The following is a 26,183-nucleotide window of genomic DNA, read 5'->3' as shown; positions in this document are numbered from 1 at the left end:
AGCTGATTCGATGCAAAGAATCAGCTGTGATTGTCAAACTGAATCACACGGTATTCATGCGGTCCGACTGCCAATCTTCCCGCTTTCTCTGAACGGTTTGTCAACAGATTCATACCGGCTTCCGGCAGTGTCACGCTTCCGCCTTTTCCATCCATATTGACGATGATCCACACAAGGCCGTTTTCGCCTTTGCGCGGGGCAACGATCGTGCCGGGTGTAACATCGGACCGGACGGAAATGGCTGCTTCAGCAGCATAATGCCTGACGAGCGCTTCCAGCATCGCATTCCCTACTTTCCCCGATGGAAGCGAGCCAAGCATAACGATTTTTCCCTTGCCGTGCTTCTGTTCTGTCAGAAAGGCATGACCTGCTCCCGGTCCTGACTCAACCGTGCCTAGGGTGTTTCCGTTCGCTGTATCAAACACCGCGCTCCACAGCCCGAGCGGCGCTGTGAAGCCAAACGCTTTTCCTGTATTCACATCCTCGTTCATCGGAAAGGTAAACAGCGTTTTGATCCCGGCTGTTTTCTCAAGTTGGCCAAGCCCGCAATCCGTATGAATCGTATGCTCGCTTGTGCGCCCTCCTGTCAGCGGTCCGGCAATCCAGATGCCGCCTGCTTCAGCGAATGCTGAAGCTTTTTTGATAAAATCAGAAGACAGATACGGAACAAAAGGCGTAAACAGCAAACGGTAGCCGTCCAGCGGAACGCCTTCCGGAATGAGGTCACGGTGAATCCCCGTGTTAAGAATCCGTTCATAAAAGTGCGTCACAAGCGAACGATGCTGAAGCCCCTGATGAGGCTCAGTTTTGATAAATGCTTTTGCTCTGTCAGAGTAGGTCATCGCCGCTTCGGCTTGGACAGGCACAGTCGATAAAATCACCGGTTCGATTTTCTTTCTAGCCCGCTCGACTGCCAGCACGTTCTGATAACCTACAGTCGGCTCGCCCCAGGCACTGAGAACCGAACCGTGTGATATCTCGCTGCCTGAACGCTGCTGGCGCCACAGCCAATAGCAAAAGCCATCGCTTCCTAAGCTGTAGGAAGATACAGCTTCAGCCTGCAAATACCCGTCGGCATGCGGAAAAGCAGAGCTCTCGAGCGAGGCAGCATACGACGGACTCGTTTCCAAAATCCAAAACGGGCGCCCTTGCTTCAAGTTCCTCCACAAATCACAGTTCAATAAAAAGGCAGAGGCGTTTTTCTGCGAAGCGTACGTATCATAGGAGGCAAAATCGAGATTCCGAAACATCCGCTCATTGTCCACGCTGAACATGACAGAGCCATTATGCGTGATCGGCGCATCCGAATAGCAGCGGATCATTTTGGCCTGTTCATCTGCAAATGAAGCGATCATCTCCATCGAAAACAGCTGATACATTGTGCTTAGAGAGGCGTGATGCAGAAACGGGGCCGGCCCCGGCTGCGGCACCTGCTCAAACGACTGGTAGGTTTCGCTCCACACATCAGTTCCCCATGCCTCGTTTAACCGCTCAATCACGCCATAGCGGTTTCTGAGCCAGTCATGCCATAAGTGCAAGCACGTCTCACACATGCATTCAGCCACATGGCATTTAAACTCATTGTCTAGCTGCCAGCCGATCAGTCCCGGGAGCTGGCCAAGCTCCTTGGCGATGCTTGTGGTAATGATGGCGGCTTTTTTTCGGAAATACGGGTTGTTCGTACAAGCATGCTGACGGGAGCCATGGCCCATGACTTCTCTTTTTTCGTTTACATGCATACGCTCCGGCCGGCCGTGCGACAGCCAAATCGGCGGTGTAGGCGTCGGCGTGCACATGATCGTTTCGATGCCGTTTTCATACAGACGGGTGATGATCTCTTTGAAAAAACTGACGTCAATTTTTCCTTCTTCCGGTTCCATGACGGACCAAGCAAATTCGCCAATCCGTACAACATTCACGCCAACCTCACGCATGATGTCAATGTCCTGCTGAATTGTCTCTTCATCCCATAATTCTGGATAATAGCAAGCCCCGTGATACAGTTTTCTCCTCACATTTTTCACCCTTCTTTGATGATTGATTCTGTCAATGGCAGTCCGAGTTCCTTTATGCCTTTTGCAACTAGCTTCGCCATTTCATTTGCGCCTTTTTTTGTGAAGTGCGTGTAATCGTTCATTCCTTCTGACACCATAAAATAGGTGTACACTTTTTCCTCACCCTTCTCGGTAAAGAAGGCAAGGCTTTTCTCCATCAGATCAATGAGCTGGACATTCTCCTCAGCAGCCGTTTGCTTCATGGCAATGCAATAATCAGGAAAGTCGTTCAAAAACATGTCATTTTCATAATGAAAGCGTGCTACAGGGGTAATGAGAAGCGGATGGGCGCCTTTTTCCCGCGCGCCTGCGATATACTGCTTTAAATATTGTTTATAGGTGGTATAGGGCTCAGTGTAGCGCTCGGGCTTATTTTTCGACGCGTCATTATGGCCCATCTGCACAAACAGCCAGTCATCCGGCTCAATCACATCAAGAATCGCCTGAAGCCTGCCCTCTTCCACAAATGTTTTTGAGCTTCTTCCCCCGATTGCTCTGTTGATCACTTGAATATGCTCCGGCAGATGCGAGCCGAGAAACTGCCCCCAGCCCCCTTGATTGGTGCTGTCTCCATACGTTTGAACAGTTGAATCGCCAGCAAGATAAATGTGATTTGCCATTTCTCATTCCCCCTCGTTTTTTTCGTTTAATATGGCATCAATCATGGACAGCTCTTCCCTTGAAAAAACCGGTGCGTGCAACGCTTGAACATTTTCTTCTATTTGCTGTTTCCTGCTCGCTCCGATCAGCACTGAAGTGATTCGGTCATCCTTTAAAAGCCATGCGAGCGCCATTTGCGGAAGCGATTGCCCCCGTTCTTTCGCTATTTCGTTCAACTTTTGCGCCTTCGTGACTGCTCCTTTGGTGACGTTCTCCGCCTGCAGGAAAGGACTGCTTGCATCCATGGCTCTTGATCCCTCTGGAATGCCTGATACGTACTTTGTCGTAAGAAGCCCTTGAGCAAGTGGCGCAAACGCGATACAGCCGGCTCCCTGTTTCTCCAGCACATCAAGCAGGCCTTTTTCCGGCTCTCTGTGAAACATGGAATATTTCATTTGGTGGATGGCAAGGCGGACGCCAAATTGCTTTAAAAGCTCGGCAGCCCGCTCCGTTTCCTGCGGGCTGTAGTTTGATAGTCCGACGTACAGTGCTTTTCCCTGCCGCACAAATCCGGCCAGCGTCTCCATCGTTTCCTCGAGCGGCGTTTCAGGATCCGGGCGGTGCGAATAAAACAGATCGATATAATCAAGCCCCATTCGCTTCAAGCTTTGATCCAGGCTGGCTGTCAGGTGTTTTTTTGAACCGCCGTTTCCATACGGCCCCTCCCACATGTCATAGCCTGCCTTTGTGCTGATGACGAGTTCATCGCGGTACGGTGCAAAATCAGCTTTCAGCACGCTCCCAAACATCTCTTCGGCCGATCCGGGCGGCGGGCCGTAATTGTTGGCGAGATCAAAATGGACAATGCCTGCGTCAAATGCGGAGCTGAGCATCGATCGTGCGTTCTCCGCTGAATAGGCACCGCCGAATTGATGCCAGAGGCCGAGAGACACGGCAGGAAGCTTTAATCCGGTTCGTCCGGCATTGTGATACACCATTCTTTCAAAGCGATCAGCTTTTGCTTTGTATGCCATACGTTCCTCCTATAGCGGCGCCTCCGCTTTGCTGCCTGCTATATATAGGGCGGGCTTCGGCGGTTTTTTCATTCCCGTTCCGAGATAAAAGCCCGTGTGCGGCGGCTGGTTGTAGGCGGTGTTCTGCCAGGCGATGCCGAGCCTGTAAACCGGATCGTGCATAAGCGTGTACAAGCGATGGCGGGTGAGATGTGTCGTTGTATAGATACGGAGCGCGCTGCTGTCTTCCGTTCTCCATATCACTTCTTCCCGCCAGTCTCCGAACAGGTTGGCCTGAAGGACAGGATTTCCTTTTGTGCCGTTGTTGGACAATACGCCGTCCGGCTGAAAAATCGTCTTCAGACAGAGGTTCTCAGCATCCCACTTTTCAATCTTCGGTCTGCCGGCCGTTCCGTCCCAGTCATGATCAAGCAGTTCTCTGACTAAATCACCGTCCCACCAGATGGCGAAATTGGCTGAAGCAGGCGCTTTGTCGCTGATTTTTTCTCCTTTGCTCGTGAAAAGCCCATATGACATGCCAGCGTTGCCCGGCGGATCGATTCCCCAGACGAGCGATCCTTTGTAGTTTGGGTCGATATGAGCCGCCATGCCCCTGCCGACGTCAGTTCCGGCATGAACGCCCCACAAAACCTCGCCGGTTCCGGCATCACGCAGCGACAGTCCGTACGGCTTCGAAGCATCTTCATGCACTTGAAACACTTCAAGCCCTTTTCGGGACGGATCCAGATCCCCTACATGCATCGCGTCTCCGTGTCCGAGCCCCGTTGTGTACAAGCCTGTACCGTCATGATCAACCGCCATGGCGCCGTAAATGATCTCATCCTTCCCGTCTCCGTCAACATCTGCCACACTCAAGCTGTGGTTGCCCTGCCCAGCATACGCTTCATGGCCCGGCTGATTGGAATCAAATATCCAGCGTTTGTTAAGCCTTCCGTTTCTGAAATCGTATGCCACGAGTACAGCTCTCGTATAGTAGCCGCGCGCCATCACGAGGCTCGGCCGCTCCCCATCCAAATACGCGATCCCGGCGAGAAAACGATCCATGCGGTTTCCGTAGCCATCTCCCCAATCTTCCAGCTTGCCGCGGGGCGGTTCATATTCCACGGTCGTGAGCGCTTCACCGGTTTCTCCTTTAAACACAGTCAAATATTCCGGACCGGATAGGATTCTGCCCTGTTCGTTCCTAAAATCGGCATGTTCATCGCCAATGATGTGTCCTTTCCCATCTGTTGTGCCGTCAGCGGTTTTCATGGCGATTTCTGCTTTTCCGTCACCGTCCAAGTCATAGACCATAAACTGGGTATAATGAGCGCCTGCTCTGATGTTTTTGCCGAGATTGATGCGCCACAAAAAGGTGCCGTCCAGTTTATAGGCATCTATGAGAACCTCCCCGGTGTATCCGTCATGGGCGTTGTCCTTTGAATTGGACGGGTCCCACTTCAGAATGATTTCATATTCTCCATCCCCATCCACATCCCCGACACTGGCATCATTGGCGCTGTACGTGTAAGGCATTCCGTCCGGCGTGAGACCGCCTTCCGGTTTATTAAGCGGTACCTCTAGGACATTTTCCCGCCAGACGTGAGCTTCTTTGGACAGCTTTTCTTCCCGTCCTTTATTGACTGCCGCCACCTGGTAAACAGCGTCCGCCGTTCCGTTTTGATCGAGAAAATTGGTGCTGTCTGCGATCGGCTTGCGGGTGATCCGTGCTCCATCCCGATAAAGGTGAAAAGCCGTCGTCTCATGATCCGTTCCGAGAAAACGCCAGCTGACAAACACACCCTGCTCCGTCTTGACCGCAATTAAGCCTCTGGTCAAGTACTCCATCTGCCTCTTTTTTGGTTTCATTTTAATGGGAACGGGCTGCATGCAGCCCGTTCCTTCCCCCCTTTTTATTAAGGCGTATACATATTCGGTTTTGACTGTTCCGCCATGCCGTCTCCTAAAAAGAAGCTCGTGTGCGGCGGCTGGTTATACGCGACATTTTGCCAGGCGATGCCAAGCCGGTACACAGGATCGTGCATCAGCGTGTACAGCCTGTGCTCAGTCGGAATGGTAGTCGTGTAGATCCGGAGCGCACTGCTGTCCTCCGTTCTCCACACGACTTCCTCGCGCCAGTCCCCAAGCAGATCAGCCTGAAGCGCCGGTGTTGCTTTTGTGCCGTTGTTGGCGGCCACGCCTGAAGCAGTCAGCATATTTTTCGATACACCGTTTTGATAATCCCACTTATCGATTCGGTTGCTGTCCAGCTGTTCCCGCAGCAAATCACCGTCCCACCAGATGCCGAAATTGGTCGATGACGGAACACTGCTACCGATTTTGACCCCTTTCGCTGTGTAGAGAGAACCGTTTGCCCACACTTCCTGTCCCGGATAACGCGGGTCAATATCAGCAGCCATCCCCCGGCCTACATCCTTGCCTGCATGAACGCCCCAAAGGATTTTTCCGGTTGCCGCATCACGGAAGGATAAGCCGTATTTTGCATTTTTGTCCTCATGAACTTGAAACACCTCAAGACCCGGCCGGCTCGGGTCAAGATCCCCGGTATGGAGGGCATCCCCGTGGCCTAAGCCAGTTGAGTACATGCCTTTACCGTCATGATCAACAGCCATTGAGCCAAAAATAATCTCATCTTTCCCGTCCCCGTCAACATCTGCAATGCTCAGGCTGTGGTTCCCCTGTCCTGCAAACGCCTCATTTCCAGACTTCGAAGAATCGAATGTCCAAAGCTTTGACAGCTTTCCGTCTCTGAAGTTATAGGCGACAAGCGCGGTTTTGGCATAATACCCTCTGCTCATGATCAGGCTCGGCCGCTGCCCGTCGAGGTAGGCAATGCCAGCGAGAAAACGATCAACCCGGTTGCCGTAGCTGTCTCCCCAATCTGACACATTGCCGCGGGCCGGTTCAAAATTTGTTGTGACAAGCTCTTTTCCGGTTGCACCTTGAAACACAGTAAGGTATTCCGGTCCTGAAAGCACACGCCCCTGTTCGTTTCTGTAATCAGCATTGGCATTTCCAATCACTTTGCCCGTGCCGTCTTTTGTCCCGTCTGCCGTTTTCATTGCCACTTCCGCTTTTCCGTCACCATCAAGGTCATACACCATAAATTGGGTGTAGTGCGCTCCCGCTCTGATGTTTTTGCCGAGATTGATCCGCCATAATTTCGTTCCGTCCAGCTTATAGGCGTCAATCAGCACGTCACCCGTATAGCCATCCTGTGAGTTGTCCTTTGAATTAGACGGGTCCCATTTCAGGATCAGCTCGTATTGCCCGTCACCATCCACATCGCCAACACTTGCGTCATTGGCGCTGTAGGTGTAAGCTTCACCCTTTGGCGTCGTGCCGCCAGCCGGTTTATCCAGCGGGACGGAATGATACGGCTGCGCCCATACGGAGGCTTTTTCAGAAGCCGCTTGTTCGGTACCGTTTACGACAGCCCGAACCGTATATGTTGAAACCGCCGATCCGTTTTTATCCACGTAGTTCGTGGTTTTGACAGGTGCAGCATTCAGCTTTTGCCCGTCTCTGTACACATTGAACGAAACAGATGCATTTTCAGTGCCAAGAAACCGCCAGCTGACAAAAATGCCGCCGTCCGTCTTGACCGCCACAAGCCCTCGGTTCAGTGCTTCCATCTGCCGCGCTGCTCCTTCAGCTTTCACAGGAAATACAGAGACTCCCATCACCAACAAGACAAGCAACGTAACAGCGGTAAACATGCGTTTCCTTCGTTTAATCATCAGACAGCTCCTTCTCATTTTTCTGTAAGCGCTTACTTATATTGGATTTTATGCGCTGTGTGAGCTGTCTTCAATTACACTTTTTTGCATCTGCCTTTTTCAGACACTGCACTTTTTTGCATGATTGTCATTTTTTTGTTAACCTGCTTGGTGGTGCTGAGCCTCCGTCTTTTGAAATCCTCTAAGAGCAAAAAACATCACCACTAGCCCAAATAAACATGGGCCGTAAAATGGGATCAATCCTGGTAGCGTATACAGCAGGTAAAGGACAAATCCGCACCCGATCAGCATACAGCCGGTCGTCAAAGGCCGCATGGCGCCAAACAGCAGCGCTTGCGGAATATATTTTCGCAGCGGGAGCTGGTAATGCACATAAAGGGGAAACACATACATTAGCGCGATGATATACAATACCCCTGCAAACAGCGTGCAGCTGGTTACAGCAAAGGACAGCCAATCCGTACTGGCTGAAAAATAATGATAATTCGCGGACAATATGAGCAAAAGCGCCGCAAACGCCAATCCAATTGCATTGGCCTTGAGAAACTCTTTTTTGTAGGTATCGAGAAATAATGGAAACACCGGGATATCCTTTTGTCCCATCAGCCATTTCCGTATGACGGCACACATCGCGGCAGTGCTCGGCGCCCATCCAAAAAGAACGCCGCCCAAAAGCGTAAACAACAGCCACAGTCCGTTGAGCCACGCAATTTTCACCACCGCTTCACAGCCTGCATAAAGCGCATCCGTTACCGTCGTCTTCATCTTCTCACCGCTTGATGCACAGCAAAATCTCGATAAGCGGCTTTCATGGGCGCCATCTGCCGGAACCCGATTTTCCCTTTCGTTAATACAGGCCCGTATGTGCTGCCGTCGTCCATCCATTCAAGAATGGGCAAATCATTAATTGAAAAGTGCACATAGCCTTTGTCTTTGATGAGCTTCATATGATATGGGGAATCAGCGTCGTCTGGAGATGGCAGCGGATCGGCTCCCATCGCGGCGAGGTGGAAACCGCGGCTTTTTCTTAAATTGCAGGTGCGGAACGCTCTTTCCTCCGCGTATTTTCTGCGGAAATACGACAGATGGAGCGCATTGATGTCCCCCGAATGATACTCGGGGTATTTTCCCGTTCTTTTCTTGAGACATGGATCAAACAGATCTTCGCCTCCAATCCCCGCAGCGGAAAAAAACAGCATACACAGCCCAGGCTGCTCAATCGGAGAGAAGTCCCACGTCACAATGATGCCATCCGGAAACGTTTCCGGGCACCAATAGACAAAATGTGCTTCGTCCTGAACATGCGACAGATGCAAGGAGTGATCGTCAAATGAGATCTGTCCCCCTCCCTCCATCCGCCAATCCTCCATATCGCTTGCTGACCGGAGCGGATTGCGGTACAGGCACGCGCCTTCCTTATACATGTTCTTTTCCCTCCCGGATCACAAGATGGTCCTTCAGCGGAAGGCCGAGTTCTTCAATGCCTTCTGCCACAAGCTTCGCAACCTCCATTGCCCCTTCTTCTGAAAAATGTGTATTGTCCTCAATACCGTCCGGATAATTCGGATGTTCATTCGGCTGAAGCCAAACGAACAATCTTTTCGACTCCTCCGGTCCGTATGCTTCATAGAGCTCTTTTGTTTTGGCCAGCAGATCAATTACAGGCACATCTAGCTCCTTCGCCAGTGCTTTCATCGCATCAGGGTACTCGCCGAGTGTATGCTCAATACGGCCGTTTTCATCAAAGCGGCGGCGCTGCACCGATGTAACGAATACAGGATGCGCTCCTTTTTCGCGTGCGGTATCTGCAAATAGGGTGAGAAATTGTTGAAATGTAGAGTAGGGTTTCGTCCCCCGCGGTTTCTGGTCATTATGGCCAAATTGAATAAACAAATAATCGCCCTGTCTGATGCGCTCGGCAATCGCTTGGAGCCTTCCTTCTTCCACAAAAGAATTGGTGCTCGCCCCTCCTTTGGCGTGATTGTGCACCTTCACATCCTTAGAAAACAACTGCCCGAGTACCTGCCCCCACCCCGCCATCGGCGCTTCATGAGGCGGGCAATCACTCACGGTGGAGTCACCCGCTAAAAACACTTGAATCACTTTCTCCATTACATCTTCTCTCCTTTCACGGCGTTTCCTGATACATTTGCCTGAAAACACCCGGCGGCATGCCCACCTGTTTTTTAAAAATCCGATTGAAGTAATTGTGGCGGTAGCCGACTTCCTCCGACACATCATGAATTTTTTTATTCGTATTCACTAAAAGCTCTTTCGCTTTTTCGATTCTGATTTTGGTCACATAATCAATAAAATTAACGCCGGTCACTTGCTTAAATGCCTTGCTTAACGTATATGAATTCATGCCAAGCGCATCGGCACAGCTTTCCAGCGAGATATCCGCCATGTACTGTTCATGAATCATGGCTATGACACGATCCGCCAGCTGTTTTTGCTGTCTGTTTTTTCTGCCCTCAAGCTTGGAAAGGTAAGGCGTCACCACAGCATCCATCAGCCAGGCCACCGCTTCATCAGGTTCGCGCAATTCTGAAATGTCAAGAAGCAGATCCCGATGCTGATATAGGTCACTCGGATTGAGTCCGGAATGCAAAATATCCTCCTGAATGCGAGAAAACAGCTGAATCAGGCCGGCGTGCACATGCCTGTCTATAGCCGCCTTTTCCGCCAGGTCCATCATGCATACACGTATCAATTCTTCAGCCTCCTGTTTTCTTTCCAGCCGGATGGCCTGAACAATTTGTTTTTCCAGTTCAAAAGGATAATAAGGGGCGGAGTGCTCAGCCTGAGGGAAGTCGTCCTGCAAATCAATCACCTGATGCCGGTTGGCAAACTGCCTGCGGGATTTGCCGCTTTTTACATCTTGAAATAAATCAGGGATCTCCGTAACACGCTCTGTCTTCCTGCTTATTGTTCCGGTCAGGCTTAATCCGGCAACATCGTCAAATTGGCGTGCCAGCTCCGTTACATACGCCTTCAGATCAGAGCTGTTGGTTTTCATCACAAGCAAGGTGACGGAAAGCCGGCTGATATCAAGAATGGAGGGCTGAAAACATTGTTTTGCTGCAAGCTCCTCGGCCAGATTGGTCAGCGTAAATACAGCAAGCTGTTCATCACCGGCACGGAAGATGCTTTTTTCACAACGGAGGCCTGTTACTTGAAGATCAAGCACCTGAAACACATTTTCTCGGATGTTCCATCCAGCCTCCTCCATCCGCGACCTGAGACTTGCCTCGTTGTCATAGTAAAAATCGCCCTGCAAGAGGTGCTGTAAGAAACTCTTTTTCATATGGGGTGTCTGCCGCAGAAGCTGCTCTTGAAGCTTTCGGCTTTCAAGAGATAGATCATTCCATCGCTTTTCAATCCACTTGAATTCATCCTGCCCGGACGCCTGCCATGTTTTCTTCTCTCCACCGGTAAATAAGCCAAGCAAATGCTGAATGGGACGGTAGATTTTTTTTGAGGCATACCACGTCATGCACACCGCCAAGCAGATGCAAATGACAAGCATCACGATAATCACTTTTGATAAAAACACCATCGGCGCTGTAATGGCAGAAAGAGGCGCCGCTGACACAAAGGTCCACTGCTGATGCATGCGATTCATTTCTCCAAAGGAGACGGAATACACCTTGCCGTCCCATTCCATCTGGAAATGGCCTTTCCCTTCCGGCTGTTTCCTCACCTCTTTAAGTAAAGTCTTTTCAAACTCTATTTCTCCCTCGTGAAAAAGCACCTCCTGATTTTGATCCAGAAGCAGCGCACTGCCATCAGGATAAGGGGATAAGCTTTGCAGGATCGACTCCATTTCATTCGGATCAACCGCCAGCATGATCGCGCCGAACGGTTTCTCCGCTGAACCCGGAATGAGCTGGATCAGCATCGTTTGTTTTCCGGATCGTTTCCAATAAATACTGTTGTCTGAGGCAAGCAGCGAGCGATACTTGTGAAGCGCCTCCTGTTCTGTCAAAGCGCTGTATTCGGGGCTCAGCACAAGAGGCCGGGGGCTGTTCAGAAAGATGGAAGCCTGCTCGATCAGCGGCTGCTGGTCCCGTAAAAGAAACAGTTTTTTCGTTAATTGATAGGAGAACGTAAAGTCTTTCTCCAAATCCCTCTCGGCCAATCCGTTCATCAGCGAAGAATCGTATGCCATCTGGGTGAGAGTCAGCTCCAGCACTGCCAGCTTCTCATCCATTCGGCTGACTTCACGCGCCACCTGTGTTTCATGTGACCTCTGCAGCTCTTTCTCTACCTTGTCGATCGAAAGAAAGTAGACAGCGCCCCCAGTCAGCAATCCGGGAATACAGGCAATCAGCAAAATGAAGATAAAGTTTCTTTTGAAATACGTTCCCTTCCAGCGTGAAACCCGTTCCTTCTGTTGAGGCTGTTTTTTCATCCCTTTCCCCCCGCCGCCATCATTACTGATACACGCGTTTTTTCGTTCTCAACACATCAGCAAGAAACGTCAGCGCAAGTCCCTGTCCCCATCCTTGTATTCGTTTGTAAGGCACCTGTTTGTATCCATCGGCATTTTTCATGACAGCTGTTCCGGCCGATACCTTGCTGACCCGTCCGTCCTCTTCTACCGCATCCAAAATGGCGGCAAGCGATTTCTGCACATATTTCGTATACAGCTTTCCGCTCGACAGCAGAGCAGAGGCAATGCCAGCCGATGCCGAAACTTCGAGATATGAATCCGGATCATCCAAAATGGTATGCCACAGCCCTGTATCGTCTTGGAGCCGGACGAGCGCGCTTAGCTGATCTCTGAGCGATCCGTCGATGATCATAAAGGAAGGATGCGTCACCTCAATGAGCGGGAGCGCCTTCGCCATCGTGAGTGCCGCCCAGCCGTTCGCCCTGCCCCAATAAATCCCCGACAGATGATTTTGCGCTTTGTTGTCCCAAGCGTGGTAGTACAAATTCGTGACAGGGTCCTGAAGCACGTCTTCATGTCCGTGAAACTGGCGAAGGCCATCTTCAAAATAATCCTCACGCTCCATCACCCGCCCGATTCTCAGCATAAACAGCCCCGCCATCATCAGCGTATCCGCCCATGCCTGCTCAGGAAACACGTACTCTGCGGAATTTACCGTATGCTGAAGGATGCCCTCGCCAAAGCGCGGCGCTTTATGCAACACATATTCCGCCATCTCCCCCGCCGTTTCCAAATAGACGTGATCCCCTGTCACCTTATGGAGGAACAAAAGCGTATGCCCGATGGAAACCCCGTTGATCGAAAGGGGCGGGAGCCCATCCTCCAGCTGTTCATCCACCCACGTTTTTAATAAATTGATATATTCCTCGTTTTCCGTCGCTTCATAAGCCTCCGCCACGCCGTAAAACGCGACGCCGCCCGGCCAATCCCACGCAAAATCCATCTGAAATGTCCTTTTTACAATCCGGTCAATGACGGACGTCACCTTTTCTTCATCAAAGATAAGCTGTGCCATCTGTAACACTCCTTTTTATTTTAATCCGGTCGTACTGATGCCCTGAACGATATATTTTTGAAACAAAAAGAATACAAGAATCACAGGCAATAACGAGACGGCCGACATCGCAAACATCGCCCCCCAGTTCGAAGCCGATTCCGTATCGAGGAAAAGCTTCAGCGCAAGTGAAACAGGATAAAGCTCCGGCTTATTCAAATACAGGAGCGGCTGAATCAGCTCCTCCCACTTCCAATAGAAGGAGAAAATCGCAGACGTCGCAAGCGCCGGGGCAATTAGCGGGAGAATGATGCGCCAAAAGCAGGCAAAGCGCCCGCAGCCGTCGATTCGAGCTGCTTCATCCAGCTCCTCGGGGATCGTCCGGATAAACTGGATCATCAGAAATATAAAAAACGCATGCCCGAAAAATTGCGGAACGACAATCGGTTTAAAAGAATTCAGCCAGTCTAATTTCGCAAACAAAATGTACTGCGGAATCATCAGCACTTCATGCGGCAGCATTAACGTCCCCATCATGCAGGCGAACCAAAACGTTTTCCCTTTAAACGGGATACGCGCAAATCCGTATGCAATGACAGCCGATGAAAGGACGGCGCCGATTGTTGACAGCCCGACAATAATCGCCGAGTTCTTAATAAAGGTCAGAAACGGCTGCCCGGCAATGCCCTTCCATCCTTCAGCATAGTTACTGAGAATAAAAGGATCGGGAATGAGAGAATGAGAGGTTGTAAAAATACTGGCGCTTTCCTTAAATGAGCTGACAAACAGCCAAATGACCGGGTATAGCAATAACACTGCCAGCGATGCCGTAAAAACGTGGAACAGTATGCGTTTGGGCCTGACGCGCCCGGCTTTTTTTCTCTCAAAAACCGGGGCTTCTCTGTCAGGCTGGTTAACCGGCTCCATCCGTCATTCCCCCTTTGACTCGTAATGAACCCAATATGACGAGGTTTTAAACAAAATCAGCGTAATCAGCCCAACAATGATAAGCATGATCCACGCCATCGCCGATGCGTAACCCATTTGAAAATAGTTGAACGCCCGCTGGAACAAATAGAGCGAATACAAAAGCGTCCCGTCAAGCGGCCCGCCCTCGCCCTTCGAGATGATATAGGCAGGTGTAAATGTCATAAAAGCAGAAATCGTCTGCATCACTAGATTAAAGAAAATAATCGGCGTGAGGATCGGAAGCGTAATTTTAAAGAAACGCTGCACCCGATTTGCCCCGTCCACGCTTGCCGCTTCCAAATACGAAGACGGAATGTTTTTCAGCCCGGCCAGAAAAATCAGCATTGATGACCCGAACTGCCAGACGGATAGCAGAATCAATGTCCATAGCGCACTTGTCGGGTCCTGATACCAAAGAATTTTTTGATCAACCCCGACAAAAAACAGCAACGCATTAATGACCCCTTCATTGCCGAAAATATTGCGCCACATAATCGCCACGGCCACACTCCCGCCGATGATTGAAGGCAGATAAAAGAGCGTTCTGTAAATGGCCGTTCCTTTTGATGCATTGTTTAAAATGACAGCGATAAAAAGCGCGAAGCCGAGGCGGAGCGGAACCCCGGCAAGCACATACGTAAACGTCACCTTCAGTGACTGCCAATACTTTTCGTCACCCGTAAACATCTCCTTGTAGTTGTCGAGCCCGATCCATTTCGGCGCTGTAAACAAGTCATAGCTTGTGAAGGACAGAAACAGGGACGCACCCATCGGAATCACTGTAAAACATAGGAATCCGATAATGAACGGAGAAATAAAAGCATATCCCGCCAGATTGTCTTTTCTCATACTCCGGCTTTTTTTCATTGCATCAGCCCCATTTCCCGTCAATTATTCCTCTCTAATATCTCATTGGCCTGCTTCCGGAACGTTTTGGCGGCTTTTTCCGGAGATACCTTCTGATACAGAATCTGATCAGACGTATCCTTCAGCAGCTTGATGACCTCCGCGCTTCCCACAGGCTCCGGCGGATCAGCTTTGCTGATGTTTTTTGACGCGTTTTCTACATATTCCACGATGTTGGCTTCTTCCTCATTCAGCTTCGGTTTAATCGCGTCCGCCACCTTGTCAGATACCGGTACACCCCGCTCGCCTTTAATCAGCATGTTCGCTTCCTTATTGTTGACGAAGAAATCAATAAACTTTGCGGCCTCTTTTTTATGCTCTGAGCTTTTTGGAATCGAAAACAGCATACTCGGCTTCAGCGTCAGCGCTTTTTCCTTCATTTGCTCCGGCGGCAGATGGAGAGACAGCGGCGAATCTGTCAGCCGGGCAAAACCCAAATATTGATTAGAGTAGTTCCACGTAATGGCTGACTTGCCTTTGACGATAAAGTCATCCTCCATCCCTTTAATTTGTTCGCTTTCATCAGGTGTTGGGGATGTTTTCGCTTTCACCAGCCTTAGCTGCCGTTCAAAATAATCGACAAACAGCTGATCATCCTGATACGCGAGGCCTGTACCGTCTTCCTTATAAAAACGCTCACCCTTCGTGCGCAAATAATAAGGGAAGAAAATATCAGGCGGATCCATTCCGTTGGAGCCATAGACGTCGGCTTTTTCCTGAAGGTCATACGCCAGCTTCTCGTAATCCTCCCACGCCCAGTTTTCCTGATTGATGGACACACCGGCTTTCTTCAGCAAATCATTATTCGCAATCACAGACAGCACGTTGACGCCTAGCGTAAACCCATAGAGCTTATCGTCAATTTTTCCGCCCGACAGCATATTCTCGTCGATTGAACTGACATCAATCGTTCCATCCTTTGTATACGGCGTTAAATCTTCCAGCTGGTTCTTCTTTCCGTACTGTGCCAAATAAGCGGTATCCATTTGAATGACATCAGGAAGCTGGCCAGCGGCAGACATCGGGGCGAGCTTTTTCCAGTAGTCATCCCAGTTCGCAAATTCCGCATCAATATGGACGTGCGGATTCTTTTTCTCATATAGCTCAATCACCTTCGTTGTATAATCATGCCTTGGCTGCCCGCCCCACCATGCGATTCTAAGCGTAATGTCTTCTTTTTTCCCCGATGCCTCTTCACCTGCAGAACATCCGCTGAAAAAAAAGACACAGACAAGCGATAACAGCAAGCAACAAACCTTCTTCAAACCAATCCCCCCTTTAATGTAAGTGCTTACATTTCATTTTAAAGTGTTCGGATGGGGCGAAACACTCAAAAAACAGTGGCGAAAGTAAAAAAAACAGAGATGGCTATCCTGCGGAAGCGCCTCCCTGTTTTCTTCTGAATTCTGACGGTGTCAGACCCGTATATTTTTTAAAGACGAGACTAAAATACTTCGGATTATCGCCAAACCCAATTTCTTCCGCAATTTCTGATACACTCGCATCCCGCCTTATTTTCATCTGCTTCATCGCATGCTCAAGCCGCACTCGCGTAACATATTGAGAAAATTTCTCTCCTGTTTCCTGTTTAAATAATTTCCCGAGATAATCAGGATTCATAAACAGCATATCCTTCGCCGCCCATTTTAAGGACAGATTCGGATTTCCGAGCTCGTCGGCAACAAGCCTGATCATTTTCGAAATCACTGCGCTTCCGTGCAGGTTACCAGAAGCTACGGCTGTGTCGCGAAACAGCTGCCCCGCATTCCGGAGTTCTCCCGCCTGGCTGATGGCGATCTGGCGGTCAGCAAAAACGTCCGCCGCCTTTTCAGCGGCGTTTTCCTCCACAGCGAGCACGGTCCATTCTTCGCTGCTGCAAACCGCTGTCAGCGCCGACCCGAGCACTTCTCTAGCCGCGGCATCAACAGATTGTTCCCCTTTTACAATGAGGAGGCGGACCTTTTTTTCGGCAAGTGAAGAAGGCGGGGACAACTGGGCCACACCTGCGATCACGCCCTCCAAATATTGATCGGCAGCAAAAGAACGGATATGATCGAGCTCATGTTTCAGATGAGCGGTTTTCTTTTTCCGCACCTCATGCCGCTTCAGTTCAACAATGATTTCCTCCAGTGAGCTGATAATCTGCTGTTCATTGCAGGGCTTCAGCAAATAATGCTTGACCCCATATTTCATTGCTTCCTTCGCGTACTCAAACTCTCCAAACCCGGACAGGACGATAAATTGAACTGACGGACTCACGCCTGACACCTTTTTGATCAGCTCAAGCCCGTCCATGCCGGGCATTTTGATGTCTGTAATGACGATATGCGGCTGCTTATGTAAGATCTTCTCATACGCTTCATTCCCGTTCTGCGCCTTGCCGATTAATGAAGCGCCAAGCGCCTCCCACTCAATGATTCCTGCCATTCCGTCAAGAATAATCCTCTCATCATCAGCTAGCAATATCTTATACATCACACCACCTCATTTCGGCACGGTATAGTGATCACAACCCTCGTTCCCTTTCCTTGCTCACACTGAATGCGCAAGCCATACGGCTCTCCGAATGTCAGCCGGATGCGTTCACGGATATTCCAAAGTCCGATTCCTCTTCCGCCCGATGTTTCAAGCATCCGTTCATCCATGCCGGGGCCGTTATCTTCGACGGTAATACAGACACAGTCCTTCATCTTTTTCGCCTGAAGGCGGATGGCGCACGGCCTTGTAAAAGGCTCAAGTGCGTATTGTATCGCATTTTCCGCCAGCGGCTGGAGCGTCAGTTTCGGAATGAGGCAATGCTTTACCTCATCGTCAATATCCAACGTGAAGTTTAGGCGCTCTTCAAATCGAAACCGCTGAATGGTCATATAGTGAAGAACGATATCCGCCTCCTCCTGAATGGTCACGATATCTTTCTTCATATGTATGCTGTTTCGAAGAAGAAAACCGAGTGATTCCACCATCTTTGAAATTTGCTTTTGCTGATTTGCTTTTGCGAGCCAATTGATGGACTCGAGCGTATTATATAAAAAATGCGGGTTGATCTGGGCTTGCAGCGCCTTCAATTCAGTTTCTTTAATGATGAGCTGTTTTTCCACATTTTCTTCCATCAGCTCGTTAATCCGCTTCATCATGACCGTAAAATGGCGGTTCAGCATGCCGGCCTCATCCTGTGTATGTTCCGGCAGAGAAAGCGATACGCCCGCCTCAATGCCACCGTCCTGCACCGATTTCATTGCGGACACAAGCTGCTCGATCGGCTCCGTGATATTGTTGGCGATTTTCCTTCCGAAAAGCAAAACCACACAGAAAAACAGCAGAAAACACGTGCCAATCACCGTTTTCATAAAGGAAATTTTTTCGAACATCTGATCAAAGGGGATGACGTTATAGTAGCTCCAATTTTGGTAGGATGATTGAAGGAAAGAAATAAAGTAACGTTTGCCATTCTTTTTTATCAAGTCATAACCAGGGTGCTTTAGCGTTTCTTTTGCCGCTTCAGGAACAAGCACAGATGAATGTGCCGAATACACCAAATTCCCGCTTTGGTCAGCGATCATGATGTCTCCGACCGAATCGCCCCAATCCTTTGGCACATCACGGATCATCTGTTTCACATTGACTTGGATCAGCACCATGCCCAAGCTGTTCAAACTCAACTGGTGATAGGATCTGATCTGCCGCGCTGAAATCAGGACAGGATCGGAATCACCGAGCGTCATCCAAAGATTTCTTCCATTTTTCGCTTTGGCTCGTTTAAACACCTCTTCCCGCTCCTGCTTCAAAAGATCTGAAGAACTGCTTCCCGCTGAATACTCTGAGCCGCGGGCATCAATCAAATGAATGGAATCGATGTACTTTTCATCACCGGCATATTCCGCCAGCTGATCCCACAGCTTCTGCTTCATTTGATACTGATCGTACGTATCAACACGGTTTTGCATGCTCAGAATGCGCTGAATCTGTTCGTCCGTAATGATTTCATATGACACATCCTCTATCTTCTTCAGCTCGTCTTCGATCCTTTCAGAAGACATCCGCAGCACCTCCGAGGATTTGCGGTAAATTTGCTCATCATACACATGAAAGGCATACTGCACCCCGCTGTATACAAACAAAAAGGAAATAGCCATAATCAGTGAAAGGAACACAAACAGCTTATCCCTAATTTTCATCCGCCTGTACCAGCCAGCAGCTCTTTTTTTCATGCCGCCTCTTCTTTCTCCTGACGCTGATCCATTGACCGAAACGCTTTAAAGGATAGCTTCGTTAAGATCAGGCTCAGTAAGCTCCCGCTGAAAAATAGCAGAAACGTGACGTGAAACAACACGAGAAACAACACACCGACAGCGCCTGCCGCCATCATGAGCGTCACCGCCGGACGGCTGAAGGCTATCAAAAAGCTGATGCTCAGCACTTCTCTGATTTTCACGTCAAAATGAGAAAACACAGGAAACACATACAGCATAACAAATGCGAAAATCAAGCTGATGCTCAGGAACACATTGACGAGCACAGGCTGATTCATCTGCGCCGCAATCCGCATATCCGCAAACAGAAACAAGCCGGCCGTCACAAGAATAAGCCCGAGAATCTGTGCTGCCCGCCATTCCTTTTTGAACGCCCGAAAAAAAACAGAAAACACCGGGGCATCCGTGTTCCCCTTCGCCCATTCTCTCGTGACTGAAAACATTGCGGCAGTAGCAGGCAGCAGCCCAAACACAACGAGGCCCGCAAGAGAAAATAACAGCCATAGCACATTCAAATAGGCCAGTCTCATCACCCACGTGCAAAAACGATCCAGCCCATTCGTCACACTGTGTATCATCAACATCACCTCCCTGTTTCAGAAAACGCTTTCATTCTAAGTAATAAGTATTTCTCTTTTCGAAAGAAAATTCCTGCCATCCTGTTTAACATTCGACATATGAGAGGTAGCAGGTCTCCTTATCTTCTCCTGTATCGCTGGATGGCCCTATCGATCAAATATCCCGTAACCGCTCCGCCAATCACATTGAATCCAAGCATTCCAAGCGCATCTCCTTCCCAGCTGTGCTGCGCCAGATCGCAAACACACCAGGGACAATCAGTCCGGCCACATCGCCTGCCCTCCCCTTTTAGAAAAAGACAAAAAAGCCTCCTGCAAAGGACGCTTATTCTGCCGAAAGCTCTTTCTCAAACAAATGATACCCGGATGCATCAGCACCCATAAATTCATATCCCATACGCCGATAAAAGGAATGCAAGGCATCGTTATCAGCGACACAATCAAGCCGGATCCTTGTTTTTCCCGGAAAGTATATGTCCGTCTCCGCCCAATGAAGGACGCGTGCTCCAAGCCCCTGTCCCGCAAACCGGCGGCTTACTGCGAGGCGGTGCAAATAAATGGACTCCTCATGCCCATCGTCTCCCCAAAGCGTCTGGTCCCACTCGCTCGGTTCAGGCAGCAGCATCACGACAGCCGCAAGCTCTTCGTCTTTTTTAAACACAAACACATGTCCATTTTCAATTGCCCCCGTGATGTCATGTGTATCTTGCCCTTTCAGCAGTCCGCTCCATTGATTAGAACCCCGATCCCGGAGCCATTCAGCTGTTCGGACGAGCAATCCAGTAATCGATTCTGCATCCTCATAGACAGCCGGACACGCGTAAAATCCATCTGCAATCATTTCGTTCTTCATCTTAAAAGCTGACATAAAGGCCTCCCAATCAAAAAGTAAGCTTGCACACACACCTTGATTATAATGCAGACCAAACAGCAAAAACAGACCATTTTCTTTATATGTAAAAGGGTGTATGAAAGAGAGGCCAATTTGCCCATTAGAAAATCTTCTTTTTATCCCGCTCTTCTTTTAAAATTTCAACCGCTTCCCTGAAGCGCATGGAGTGTACAATTTCACGTTCACGCAAAAAACGCAGGGAATCATTTAAATCAGGATCATCCGAAATATCAATCAGCCATTGATACGTCGCCCGCGCCTTTTCCTCTGCAGCAATGTCTTCGTATAAATCGGCAATCGGGTCACCCTTCGCCTGGATATAGCTCGCAGTAAACGGAACGCCCGCCGCGTTGTGATAAAACAGCGCGCTGTCATGATTCACGTAATGGTCGCCAAGCCCCGCTTCACGCAGCTGCTCCGGCGTAGCGTCTTTTGTTAATTTATACACCATAGTCGCGATCATTTCCAAATGGGCAAACTCCTCCGTGCCGATATCTGTTAAAAGGCCGATGACCTTATCAGGAATCGTATAACGCTGGTTTAAATATCGAAGAGCCGCGGCCAGCTCGCCGTCCGCTCCGCCATACTGCTCAATCAAATACTTTGCCAGCGTCGGGTTGCACGTACTGACCTTGACAGGGTATTGCAGCTTCTTTTCATACACCCACATTCAGGCATTCCTCCTTATACTTGCCACGGCCAAGGCCCTTTCCCCCAATCCCAATCCTTGTCAGCTGGGCTGTTGCCAAACTGCAAGAGCGGTCCGTAAGAGGATTCGAACTGTCTTTTTAAGTCCCTTGAATAGCCGGAATATTGATTGAATTGCTTCAGCGCATCTTCATCATGAGGATGTGTATCCAAGTAAAGACTCAGCTCAACAAGCACAAAATCAGCAGCCTGTATTTGCTCAAGCTGACGGTAATATTCGGCATCAACCCTTTTTGTCATGTGCGTCTCCCCCTCGATAAGGGTTTTCATAAAAATCATAGAGATCCTTCCAAAGGGTGCCTTTCCTCAAAGCCTCCATCGGCGAGAATTGCTCCATATGCTCAGGCTGAAAGGTCATATAGAGATTAGGCGGCGTTCTGTAATATTTCTTCCCTATGGGCGGACAGGGATCAAAACGGCTGTGAAAGGGCGTGTATGATTTGATGGGCGTAAACGGCTGCATATCCTTCATTCCGGCTCCTCCTTTCTCAAAAACAATGACCTTAATAGGTATGAGGAAGGAGACAGGGTTATGACTAAAAGCGTTAATAAGGAAGCTTGACCTGTTCTTCGATCCCAGCGATACGGAGCGGGCCCAGCAGCGTTAAACGCGTTAATTGATTCGCCATAAACAACGGACTGTACTTCATGCCGCTCTCCAGCCAGGAACAAATAACCCCGATATGGGCCGATGTGATATAGCTGACGAGTATCTCTTTCGGCACCTGCAGCGTTTTCTCTGATTCCTCAATCGAAGCAAGCAATTCCTCGTAAATTCGTTTTTGAACAAACTCCGCCATAAGACTTCTGAATTGCGGCAGACCTCTGTCGCTCAGCATCACTTGGAAGTATTCGGCATGTTCATGGATGTACTCAAAAAGCTTCACAAAAGATACAGGCGGATGATCCTCATTAATACTGACCGGTCCGACCGGCGTTTCTGGCTTTACCTGCCGGATCAAATCATCAAGAACCTCTGTCATACTTTGAAACAGAAAATCCTGTTTATCCCGATAATGCAAATAAAAGGTGCCGCGGGTCAGATCCGCTTTTTCGGTAATTTCCTGAATTGTAATCGAATTGACATCTTTTTCTTTCAGAAGGGTGATTAAAGCGTCTCTTAAATATTGGTTTGTTCGTCTGATTCTCGGATCGACTTTGTGTTTTTTAGACATTTTTTTCCTCCCTGTCTAACTTTCATTTTCTTCTGGACAAATCATCCGCAGGTGTCTACTTCTACACATTTGGGCGTTCTCTGTTTATTGACCTTTTCCCAAAATCTACTGTACCATGAACGTACATCTTGTACATGATGTAAAGTAATGAACATTACGTTCAATAATTATTTAACGAAGCTTCGTTACGTAAAATGAGTGCACTCCATCTGATTTCACCATCCGTTATGATAAAGAGAGGAGTCTTTGGCATATGAAAGGAAAAATCGCATTAGAAGAGCACTGGGAATCTCCTGATTTTCCGGCTACAGGAAGCCACAATTTTACTGACGATGAGTATTTCAGCGCTGTCCAAGTACGATTGCAGGAATTCGAGGAACGGATTGAAGACATGGATCGAAACGGAATCCAAACCTCAATTCTCTCATTGACACAGCCTGGTATAGAAGGTATCACTGATCCTGACAGAGCTGTGAATCTCGCAAGGCAAATGAACGATCACGCTGCGGAATTTTTCGTTTCTAAGCATCCTGACCGCTTTAAAGCATTTGCGGCAGTTCCGCTTCAAGATCCTGAAGAAGCTGCGAAGGAACTCGAACGGGCCGTAAACGAGCTCGGCTTTGTGGGTGCCTTGGTCAACGGCTACAGCAACATTGGGGACGAAAACACCGCTCAATATTTAGACGAGCCCCGGGTACGCCCTTTCTGGGAAAAAGCCGCGCAACTGCAGGTTCCCGTCTATCTGCATCCGCGTATCCCGCTGCTGCATCAGCAGCGTATCTATGAAGGCTACGAAGGTCTCCTCGGTTCAGCGTGGGGCTTCGGTTTTGAAACAGCAACACATGCCATCCGCCTGATGCTCAGCGGCCTTTTCGACGAATATCCTGATTTGACTGTCATCCTTGGCCACTTGGGCGAGGGCCTGCCGTTTACATTGCCGCGGGTTGAACACAGACTCCGCCATCAGCGTCCTGAAACCCACGGCAGCCATAAGAAAGCGCCAACTGAATACCTCCGCAAAAACTTTTATCTCACAACAAGCGGTGTGTTCAGAACCCAGGCTTTAATTGATACATTGTTAGAGGTTGGCTCAGACCGCATCCTCTTCTCGGTCGACTATCCTTATGAAACAATGGAAGAAATCTCTTCCTGGTTTGACCAATGTCCAATCAGCGAAACGGACCGGTACAAAATCGGCACTGATAACGCGGCTAAGCTTTTTCAATTCAATCGATAATGAAGAAGACCTTCGGCTCTGCCGAAGGTCTTTTCAACTATAAAGGTGAGAACTTTTTTTATTAGGTAAATACTTACAGACCGATAGGCATCAAACCAAACACTTACAAGAACAAAAAAAGCAGACCATAACAGTCTGCTTACGTTTTATTCACCTAAATCAACGTTATGATACACCTGCTGAACATCTTCCAAATCCTCTAATGCATCAATCAATTTTTCAAACTGCTCCTTCGCATCATCCGGAAGCGTCACTTCACTTTGCGCAAGCATGGTCAGCTCGGCTACTGTAAATTCCTCAACGCCCGCGTTTTTAAACGCCTCCTGCACCACATGGAATTGATCCGGCTCAGCATATACGATCACGCTGTCATCCTCTTCTAAAATGTCACGGACGTCGACATCCGCTTCCATCAGGATTTCAAGCGCTTCGTCAGCTGTTTTGCCTTCCACACCGATAACAGCCGTCGCATCAAACATGTAAGCAACAGATCCGCTCACACCCATGTTTCCGCCGTTTTTCCCGAACGCCGCACGCACTTCCGGCGCCGTACGGTTTACATTATTCGTCAGCGCATCAACGATGATCATCGATCCGTTCGGCCCAAAGCCCTCATAACGAAGCTCATCGTAATTTTCTTCCGCTCCGCCCTTCGCCTTCTCAATCGCACGTTCAATGATGTTTTTCGGCACGCTGTAAGTTTTCGCGCGCTCAAGCACAACCTTCAGCGCCTGGTTGGATTCCGGATCAGGCTCGCCCTGCTTCGCCGCCACGTAAATCTCACGGCCAAACTTCGCATAAATCCGACTCGTATTCGCGTCCTTAGACGCCTTCTTCTCTTTAATATTGTTCCACTTACGGCCCATGATGTTCCACTCTCTTTCATATATATCAATCTAAATACTGTTATTCACTTTATCCATTATACCTCAAATGGTTTGGTTGTTTCGAGTGTCTTGCGTTAGAAATAGAAGGAATGCCGTGATGTGGAAAGTCGAACGTCTTCCGTAAAGGAAGAAAAAGCCCTAGCTAAGGGCTTTCTTCTTCTGATTACTCATAAGATTGTAAGGGGAATGATCGAGATGCGTCGTATTTCGATCTGTAGATTCCTTAAATCCACCGGACTGCGTCAAGAAAGGAAACGAAATGCTTCCGAAAACTAGCGTAACAGCAAGGCACATCATCACTTTTTTCTTAATAAACATATAAACACTCTCCTTTTAAAATATCTTCCTGGGCTTTCAGCACTTTCCGATAAAACGCAGCAGCGTGTTCAAAAAGACAGCGGCTTTCAAAAACAGCGGCTGCACTCCGGGCACATGCTTCAATGTACGCGTGCAGGTTCTTTTTTTCGAAATAGCTTAAAAGATCATGAATTTTCCGTTCGTCAACAACCTCTTTGTACACTGCCTGCAAGAACAGATACAATTCTTTATAAAGGTTGTGGGACCTCGCATTTGGATAGGCTGTAATATGTTCTAATCCTTCCTCTATGAACTGAAACGCCTTCTGTGTTTGGCCTGCCTTACATAATGTCCAGCTTAATCCAAACAAGACTTTCGGAAGCAGATCAGGGACTTTCTCTCTGCTTATTTTCGCAGCTTTTTGGAAATGTTCTATAGCCATATGATCGTCTCCTGATCTGTCATAGCTGTTCGCGATGTTCAATAGAGAAATGGCGATAAACCGGTCGTTTTGAATGTCCATGGCCAATTCCAGCGCCTTTTCTAAATGCGGGAGCGCTTTATCATAATGTTTGAAATCATCATAGTTGCCGGCGATCACAAACAAGCTTTGTATCGTTCTAACGCTGTATAGGGGATGGTTTTGATAAATGTCTAAGGCTTGAAGAATATGATGCATCGACACATGGGTTTGCTTCATATGGTAGTACGCTTCTGCCACTTTAAAATGGAATTCCGCTTTCTCAATTTCATCTGACACAAACGGCAGTTCTTTCTCCGCCTCGCGATAATACCCGATCGCTTCTACATATTCTTTCTGATCAAATTCATACATGCCGCGGAAAAACAAAGAGTAGTATTTCAAAAGGCCTGTGAGTTTTTTCTGAGGAGTTTCAATTGTTTCCAAAAGCTCTGTCACTGTAGGGCGATTCCCGTATGTTTGTACCGGCTCCAAATAATCCAGCATCAGCTGGTGCCGAAAACACATCAGAGAATAATAGATCAGCAAATCCTGATCCTCTTCCATCTGCTGAATGTCCTGCTCCACCTCCGCTTTCAGAACCTCAGCATCCGGAACACTGAACTGGCGAATCATCTTGTACCATTCATTAATCTTAACACCAACACGCGAAGACGGTATGGCTTGACTCAACGGCTTCCCTCCTTCTCTGTGAGATATGTCATATTCTATCAATCCCAAATTTTGAAAACAATATGAAAGGAAGAAATTGTTTTTTCATCCTGTCAATTTGCTTTTCTTCGCAAAAAAAGCCCCTTTAGGCAAGGGTCCATGTCATTTTACTTGTAATACGCCATTCAGCCATTCACTCATCGAAACGATGTCAAATACAAAAAAGAAGCTTTTCCAGCTTCTTTGATCCTGTTTCGCCCAGCTACTAAGCTGT

The 26,183-nt window shown here is 48.8% G+C and carries 25 protein-coding genes and 1 pseudogene; 1 reads left to right on the top strand and 25 read right to left on the bottom strand.

Going from position 1 to position 26,183, the window contains the following annotated elements; translation table 11 throughout:
- Positions 1–20: 20 nt before the first annotated feature.
- The 22 genes and pseudogenes from MOF34_RS07530 to MOF34_RS07425 all read right to left on the bottom strand — a co-directional run bounded on the left by MOF34_RS07530 (position 21) and on the right by MOF34_RS07425 (position 22,356).
- Positions 21–2,015 carry a beta-galactosidase gene (locus MOF34_RS07530; RefSeq protein WP_268399566.1) on the bottom strand — a complete coding sequence of 665 codons (1,995 nt, stop codon included), beginning with the start codon at positions 2,013–2,015 and terminating at the stop codon, positions 21–23.
- 5 nt (positions 2,016–2,020) lie between these two features.
- Positions 2,021–2,674 (bottom strand): rhamnogalacturonan acetylesterase, encoded by a 654-nt coding sequence (locus tag MOF34_RS07525; protein WP_268399565.1) that lies wholly within the window; start codon positions 2,672–2,674, stop codon positions 2,021–2,023.
- 3 nt (positions 2,675–2,677) lie between these two features.
- Complete coding sequence (mgrA, locus tag MOF34_RS07520; protein WP_268399564.1) at positions 2,678–3,688, bottom strand: L-glyceraldehyde 3-phosphate reductase; 1,011 nt, start codon at positions 3,686–3,688, stop codon at positions 2,678–2,680.
- A 9-nt stretch (positions 3,689–3,697) separates the two neighbouring features.
- Positions 3,698–5,536: a rhamnogalacturonan exolyase gene (gene rhgX / locus MOF34_RS07515; protein ID WP_268399582.1), complete on the bottom strand. Its 1,839-nt coding sequence runs from the start codon at positions 5,534–5,536 to the stop codon at positions 3,698–3,700.
- A gap of 47 nt (positions 5,537–5,583) precedes the next feature.
- On the bottom strand, positions 5,584–7,446 hold the full coding sequence (gene rhgW / locus MOF34_RS07510; RefSeq protein WP_268399563.1) for a rhamnogalacturonan lyase: 1,863 nt from the start codon (positions 7,444–7,446) through the stop codon (positions 5,584–5,586).
- A gap of 120 nt (positions 7,447–7,566) precedes the next feature.
- Positions 7,567–8,193, bottom strand: coding sequence for a YesL family protein (locus MOF34_RS07505; RefSeq protein ID WP_019713555.1), 627 nt, complete (start codon positions 8,191–8,193; stop codon positions 7,567–7,569).
- On the bottom strand, positions 8,190–8,852 hold the full coding sequence (locus tag MOF34_RS07500) for a YesU family protein (RefSeq protein WP_268399561.1): 663 nt from the start codon (positions 8,850–8,852) through the stop codon (positions 8,190–8,192). The genes MOF34_RS07505 and MOF34_RS07500 overlap by 4 nt, the downstream gene beginning before the upstream one ends.
- Positions 8,845–9,540 carry a rhamnogalacturonan acetylesterase gene (locus tag MOF34_RS07495; protein WP_268399560.1) on the bottom strand — a complete coding sequence of 232 codons (696 nt, stop codon included), beginning with the start codon at positions 9,538–9,540 and terminating at the stop codon, positions 8,845–8,847. The genes MOF34_RS07500 and MOF34_RS07495 overlap by 8 nt, the downstream gene beginning before the upstream one ends.
- 16 nt (positions 9,541–9,556) lie before the next feature.
- Positions 9,557–11,842 (bottom strand): AraC family transcriptional regulator, encoded by a 2,286-nt coding sequence (locus MOF34_RS07490; RefSeq protein ID WP_268399558.1) that lies wholly within the window; start codon positions 11,840–11,842, stop codon positions 9,557–9,559.
- A gap of 22 nt (positions 11,843–11,864) precedes the next feature.
- Complete coding sequence (gene yesR / locus MOF34_RS07485) at positions 11,865–12,899, bottom strand: rhamnogalacturonyl hydrolase YesR (RefSeq protein ID WP_268399557.1); 1,035 nt, start codon at positions 12,897–12,899, stop codon at positions 11,865–11,867.
- A 15-nt stretch (positions 12,900–12,914) separates the two neighbouring features.
- A complete protein-coding gene (locus MOF34_RS07480; RefSeq protein ID WP_268399556.1) occupies positions 12,915–13,805 on the bottom strand; it encodes a carbohydrate ABC transporter permease in 891 nt (296 codons plus the stop codon).
- Positions 13,806–13,808: 3 nt separating this feature from the next.
- A complete protein-coding gene (locus MOF34_RS07475; RefSeq protein WP_268399554.1) occupies positions 13,809–14,738 on the bottom strand; it encodes a carbohydrate ABC transporter permease in 930 nt (309 codons plus the stop codon).
- Positions 14,735–16,018 (bottom strand): ABC transporter substrate-binding protein, encoded by a 1,284-nt coding sequence (locus MOF34_RS07470; protein ID WP_019713548.1) that lies wholly within the window; start codon positions 16,016–16,018, stop codon positions 14,735–14,737. The genes MOF34_RS07475 and MOF34_RS07470 overlap by 4 nt, the downstream gene beginning before the upstream one ends.
- Positions 16,019–16,121: 103 nt before the next feature.
- Positions 16,122–17,228, bottom strand: coding sequence for a response regulator transcription factor (locus MOF34_RS07465; protein WP_268399552.1), 1,107 nt, complete (start codon positions 17,226–17,228; stop codon positions 16,122–16,124).
- The gene (locus tag MOF34_RS07460; protein WP_268399551.1) at positions 17,228–18,961 is read right to left on the bottom strand and encodes a sensor histidine kinase; all 1,734 of its coding nucleotides are present in this window, start codon (positions 18,959–18,961) and stop codon (positions 17,228–17,230) included. Before MOF34_RS07460 ends, MOF34_RS07465 begins: the two co-directional genes overlap by 1 nt.
- Positions 18,958–19,587, bottom strand: a complete 630-nt coding sequence (locus tag MOF34_RS07455) for a YesL family protein (protein WP_080010247.1) — start codon at positions 19,585–19,587, stop codon at positions 18,958–18,960. Before MOF34_RS07455 ends, MOF34_RS07460 begins: the two co-directional genes overlap by 4 nt.
- Before the next feature lie 113 nt (positions 19,588–19,700).
- Positions 19,701–19,852: pseudogene (locus tag MOF34_RS07450) on the bottom strand (hypothetical protein); the annotation flags it as partial.
- Positions 19,853–19,906: 54 nt separating this feature from the next.
- Positions 19,907–20,449: a GNAT family N-acetyltransferase gene (locus MOF34_RS07445; RefSeq protein ID WP_268399548.1), complete on the bottom strand. Its 543-nt coding sequence runs from the start codon at positions 20,447–20,449 to the stop codon at positions 19,907–19,909.
- 124 nt (positions 20,450–20,573) lie between these two features.
- Positions 20,574–21,143 carry a spore coat protein CotJC gene (gene cotJC, locus MOF34_RS07440; RefSeq protein WP_003233850.1) on the bottom strand — a complete coding sequence of 190 codons (570 nt, stop codon included), beginning with the start codon at positions 21,141–21,143 and terminating at the stop codon, positions 20,574–20,576.
- Between the two features lie 14 nt (positions 21,144–21,157).
- Positions 21,158–21,421, bottom strand: a complete 264-nt coding sequence (gene cotJB / locus MOF34_RS07435) for a spore coat protein CotJB (RefSeq protein WP_268399545.1) — start codon at positions 21,419–21,421, stop codon at positions 21,158–21,160.
- Complete coding sequence (gene cotJA, locus MOF34_RS07430; RefSeq protein ID WP_268399542.1) at positions 21,405–21,653, bottom strand: spore coat-associated protein CotJA; 249 nt, start codon at positions 21,651–21,653, stop codon at positions 21,405–21,407. Before cotJA ends, cotJB begins: the two co-directional genes overlap by 17 nt.
- Before the next feature lie 73 nt (positions 21,654–21,726).
- Positions 21,727–22,356 (bottom strand): TetR/AcrR family transcriptional regulator, encoded by a 630-nt coding sequence (locus MOF34_RS07425; RefSeq protein ID WP_268399541.1) that lies wholly within the window; start codon positions 22,354–22,356, stop codon positions 21,727–21,729.
- 253 nt (positions 22,357–22,609) lie between these two features.
- Between MOF34_RS07425 and MOF34_RS07420 the strand changes: the two genes are divergently transcribed.
- Positions 22,610–23,593, top strand: a complete 984-nt coding sequence (locus tag MOF34_RS07420; RefSeq protein WP_268399538.1) for an amidohydrolase family protein — start codon at positions 22,610–22,612, stop codon at positions 23,591–23,593.
- A gap of 146 nt (positions 23,594–23,739) precedes the next feature.
- Here the strand turns inward: MOF34_RS07420 and MOF34_RS07415 are convergent, their stop codons facing one another.
- From MOF34_RS07415 to MOF34_RS07405, 3 genes are all read right to left on the bottom strand, one after another.
- Positions 23,740–24,459, bottom strand: a complete 720-nt coding sequence (locus tag MOF34_RS07415) for a YebC/PmpR family DNA-binding transcriptional regulator (RefSeq protein ID WP_019713539.1) — start codon at positions 24,457–24,459, stop codon at positions 23,740–23,742.
- 159 nt (positions 24,460–24,618) lie between these two features.
- The gene (locus tag MOF34_RS07410; protein ID WP_268399534.1) at positions 24,619–24,798 is read right to left on the bottom strand and encodes a phosphatase RapH inhibitor; all 180 of its coding nucleotides are present in this window, start codon (positions 24,796–24,798) and stop codon (positions 24,619–24,621) included.
- Positions 24,788–25,930, bottom strand: coding sequence for a tetratricopeptide repeat protein (locus tag MOF34_RS07405; protein WP_268399532.1), 1,143 nt, complete (start codon positions 25,928–25,930; stop codon positions 24,788–24,790). Before MOF34_RS07405 ends, MOF34_RS07410 begins: the two co-directional genes overlap by 11 nt.
- Between the last annotated feature and the right edge of the window lie 253 nt (positions 25,931–26,183).

Source organism: Bacillus sp. T17B1, assembly GCF_026796395.1.
Taxonomy (GTDB): Bacteria; Bacillota; Bacilli; order Bacillales; family Bacillaceae; genus Bacillus; species Bacillus spizizenii_A.
The sequence above is the reverse complement of the archived record's forward strand: the minus strand, read 5'-3'. Positions and strand labels throughout refer to the sequence as shown.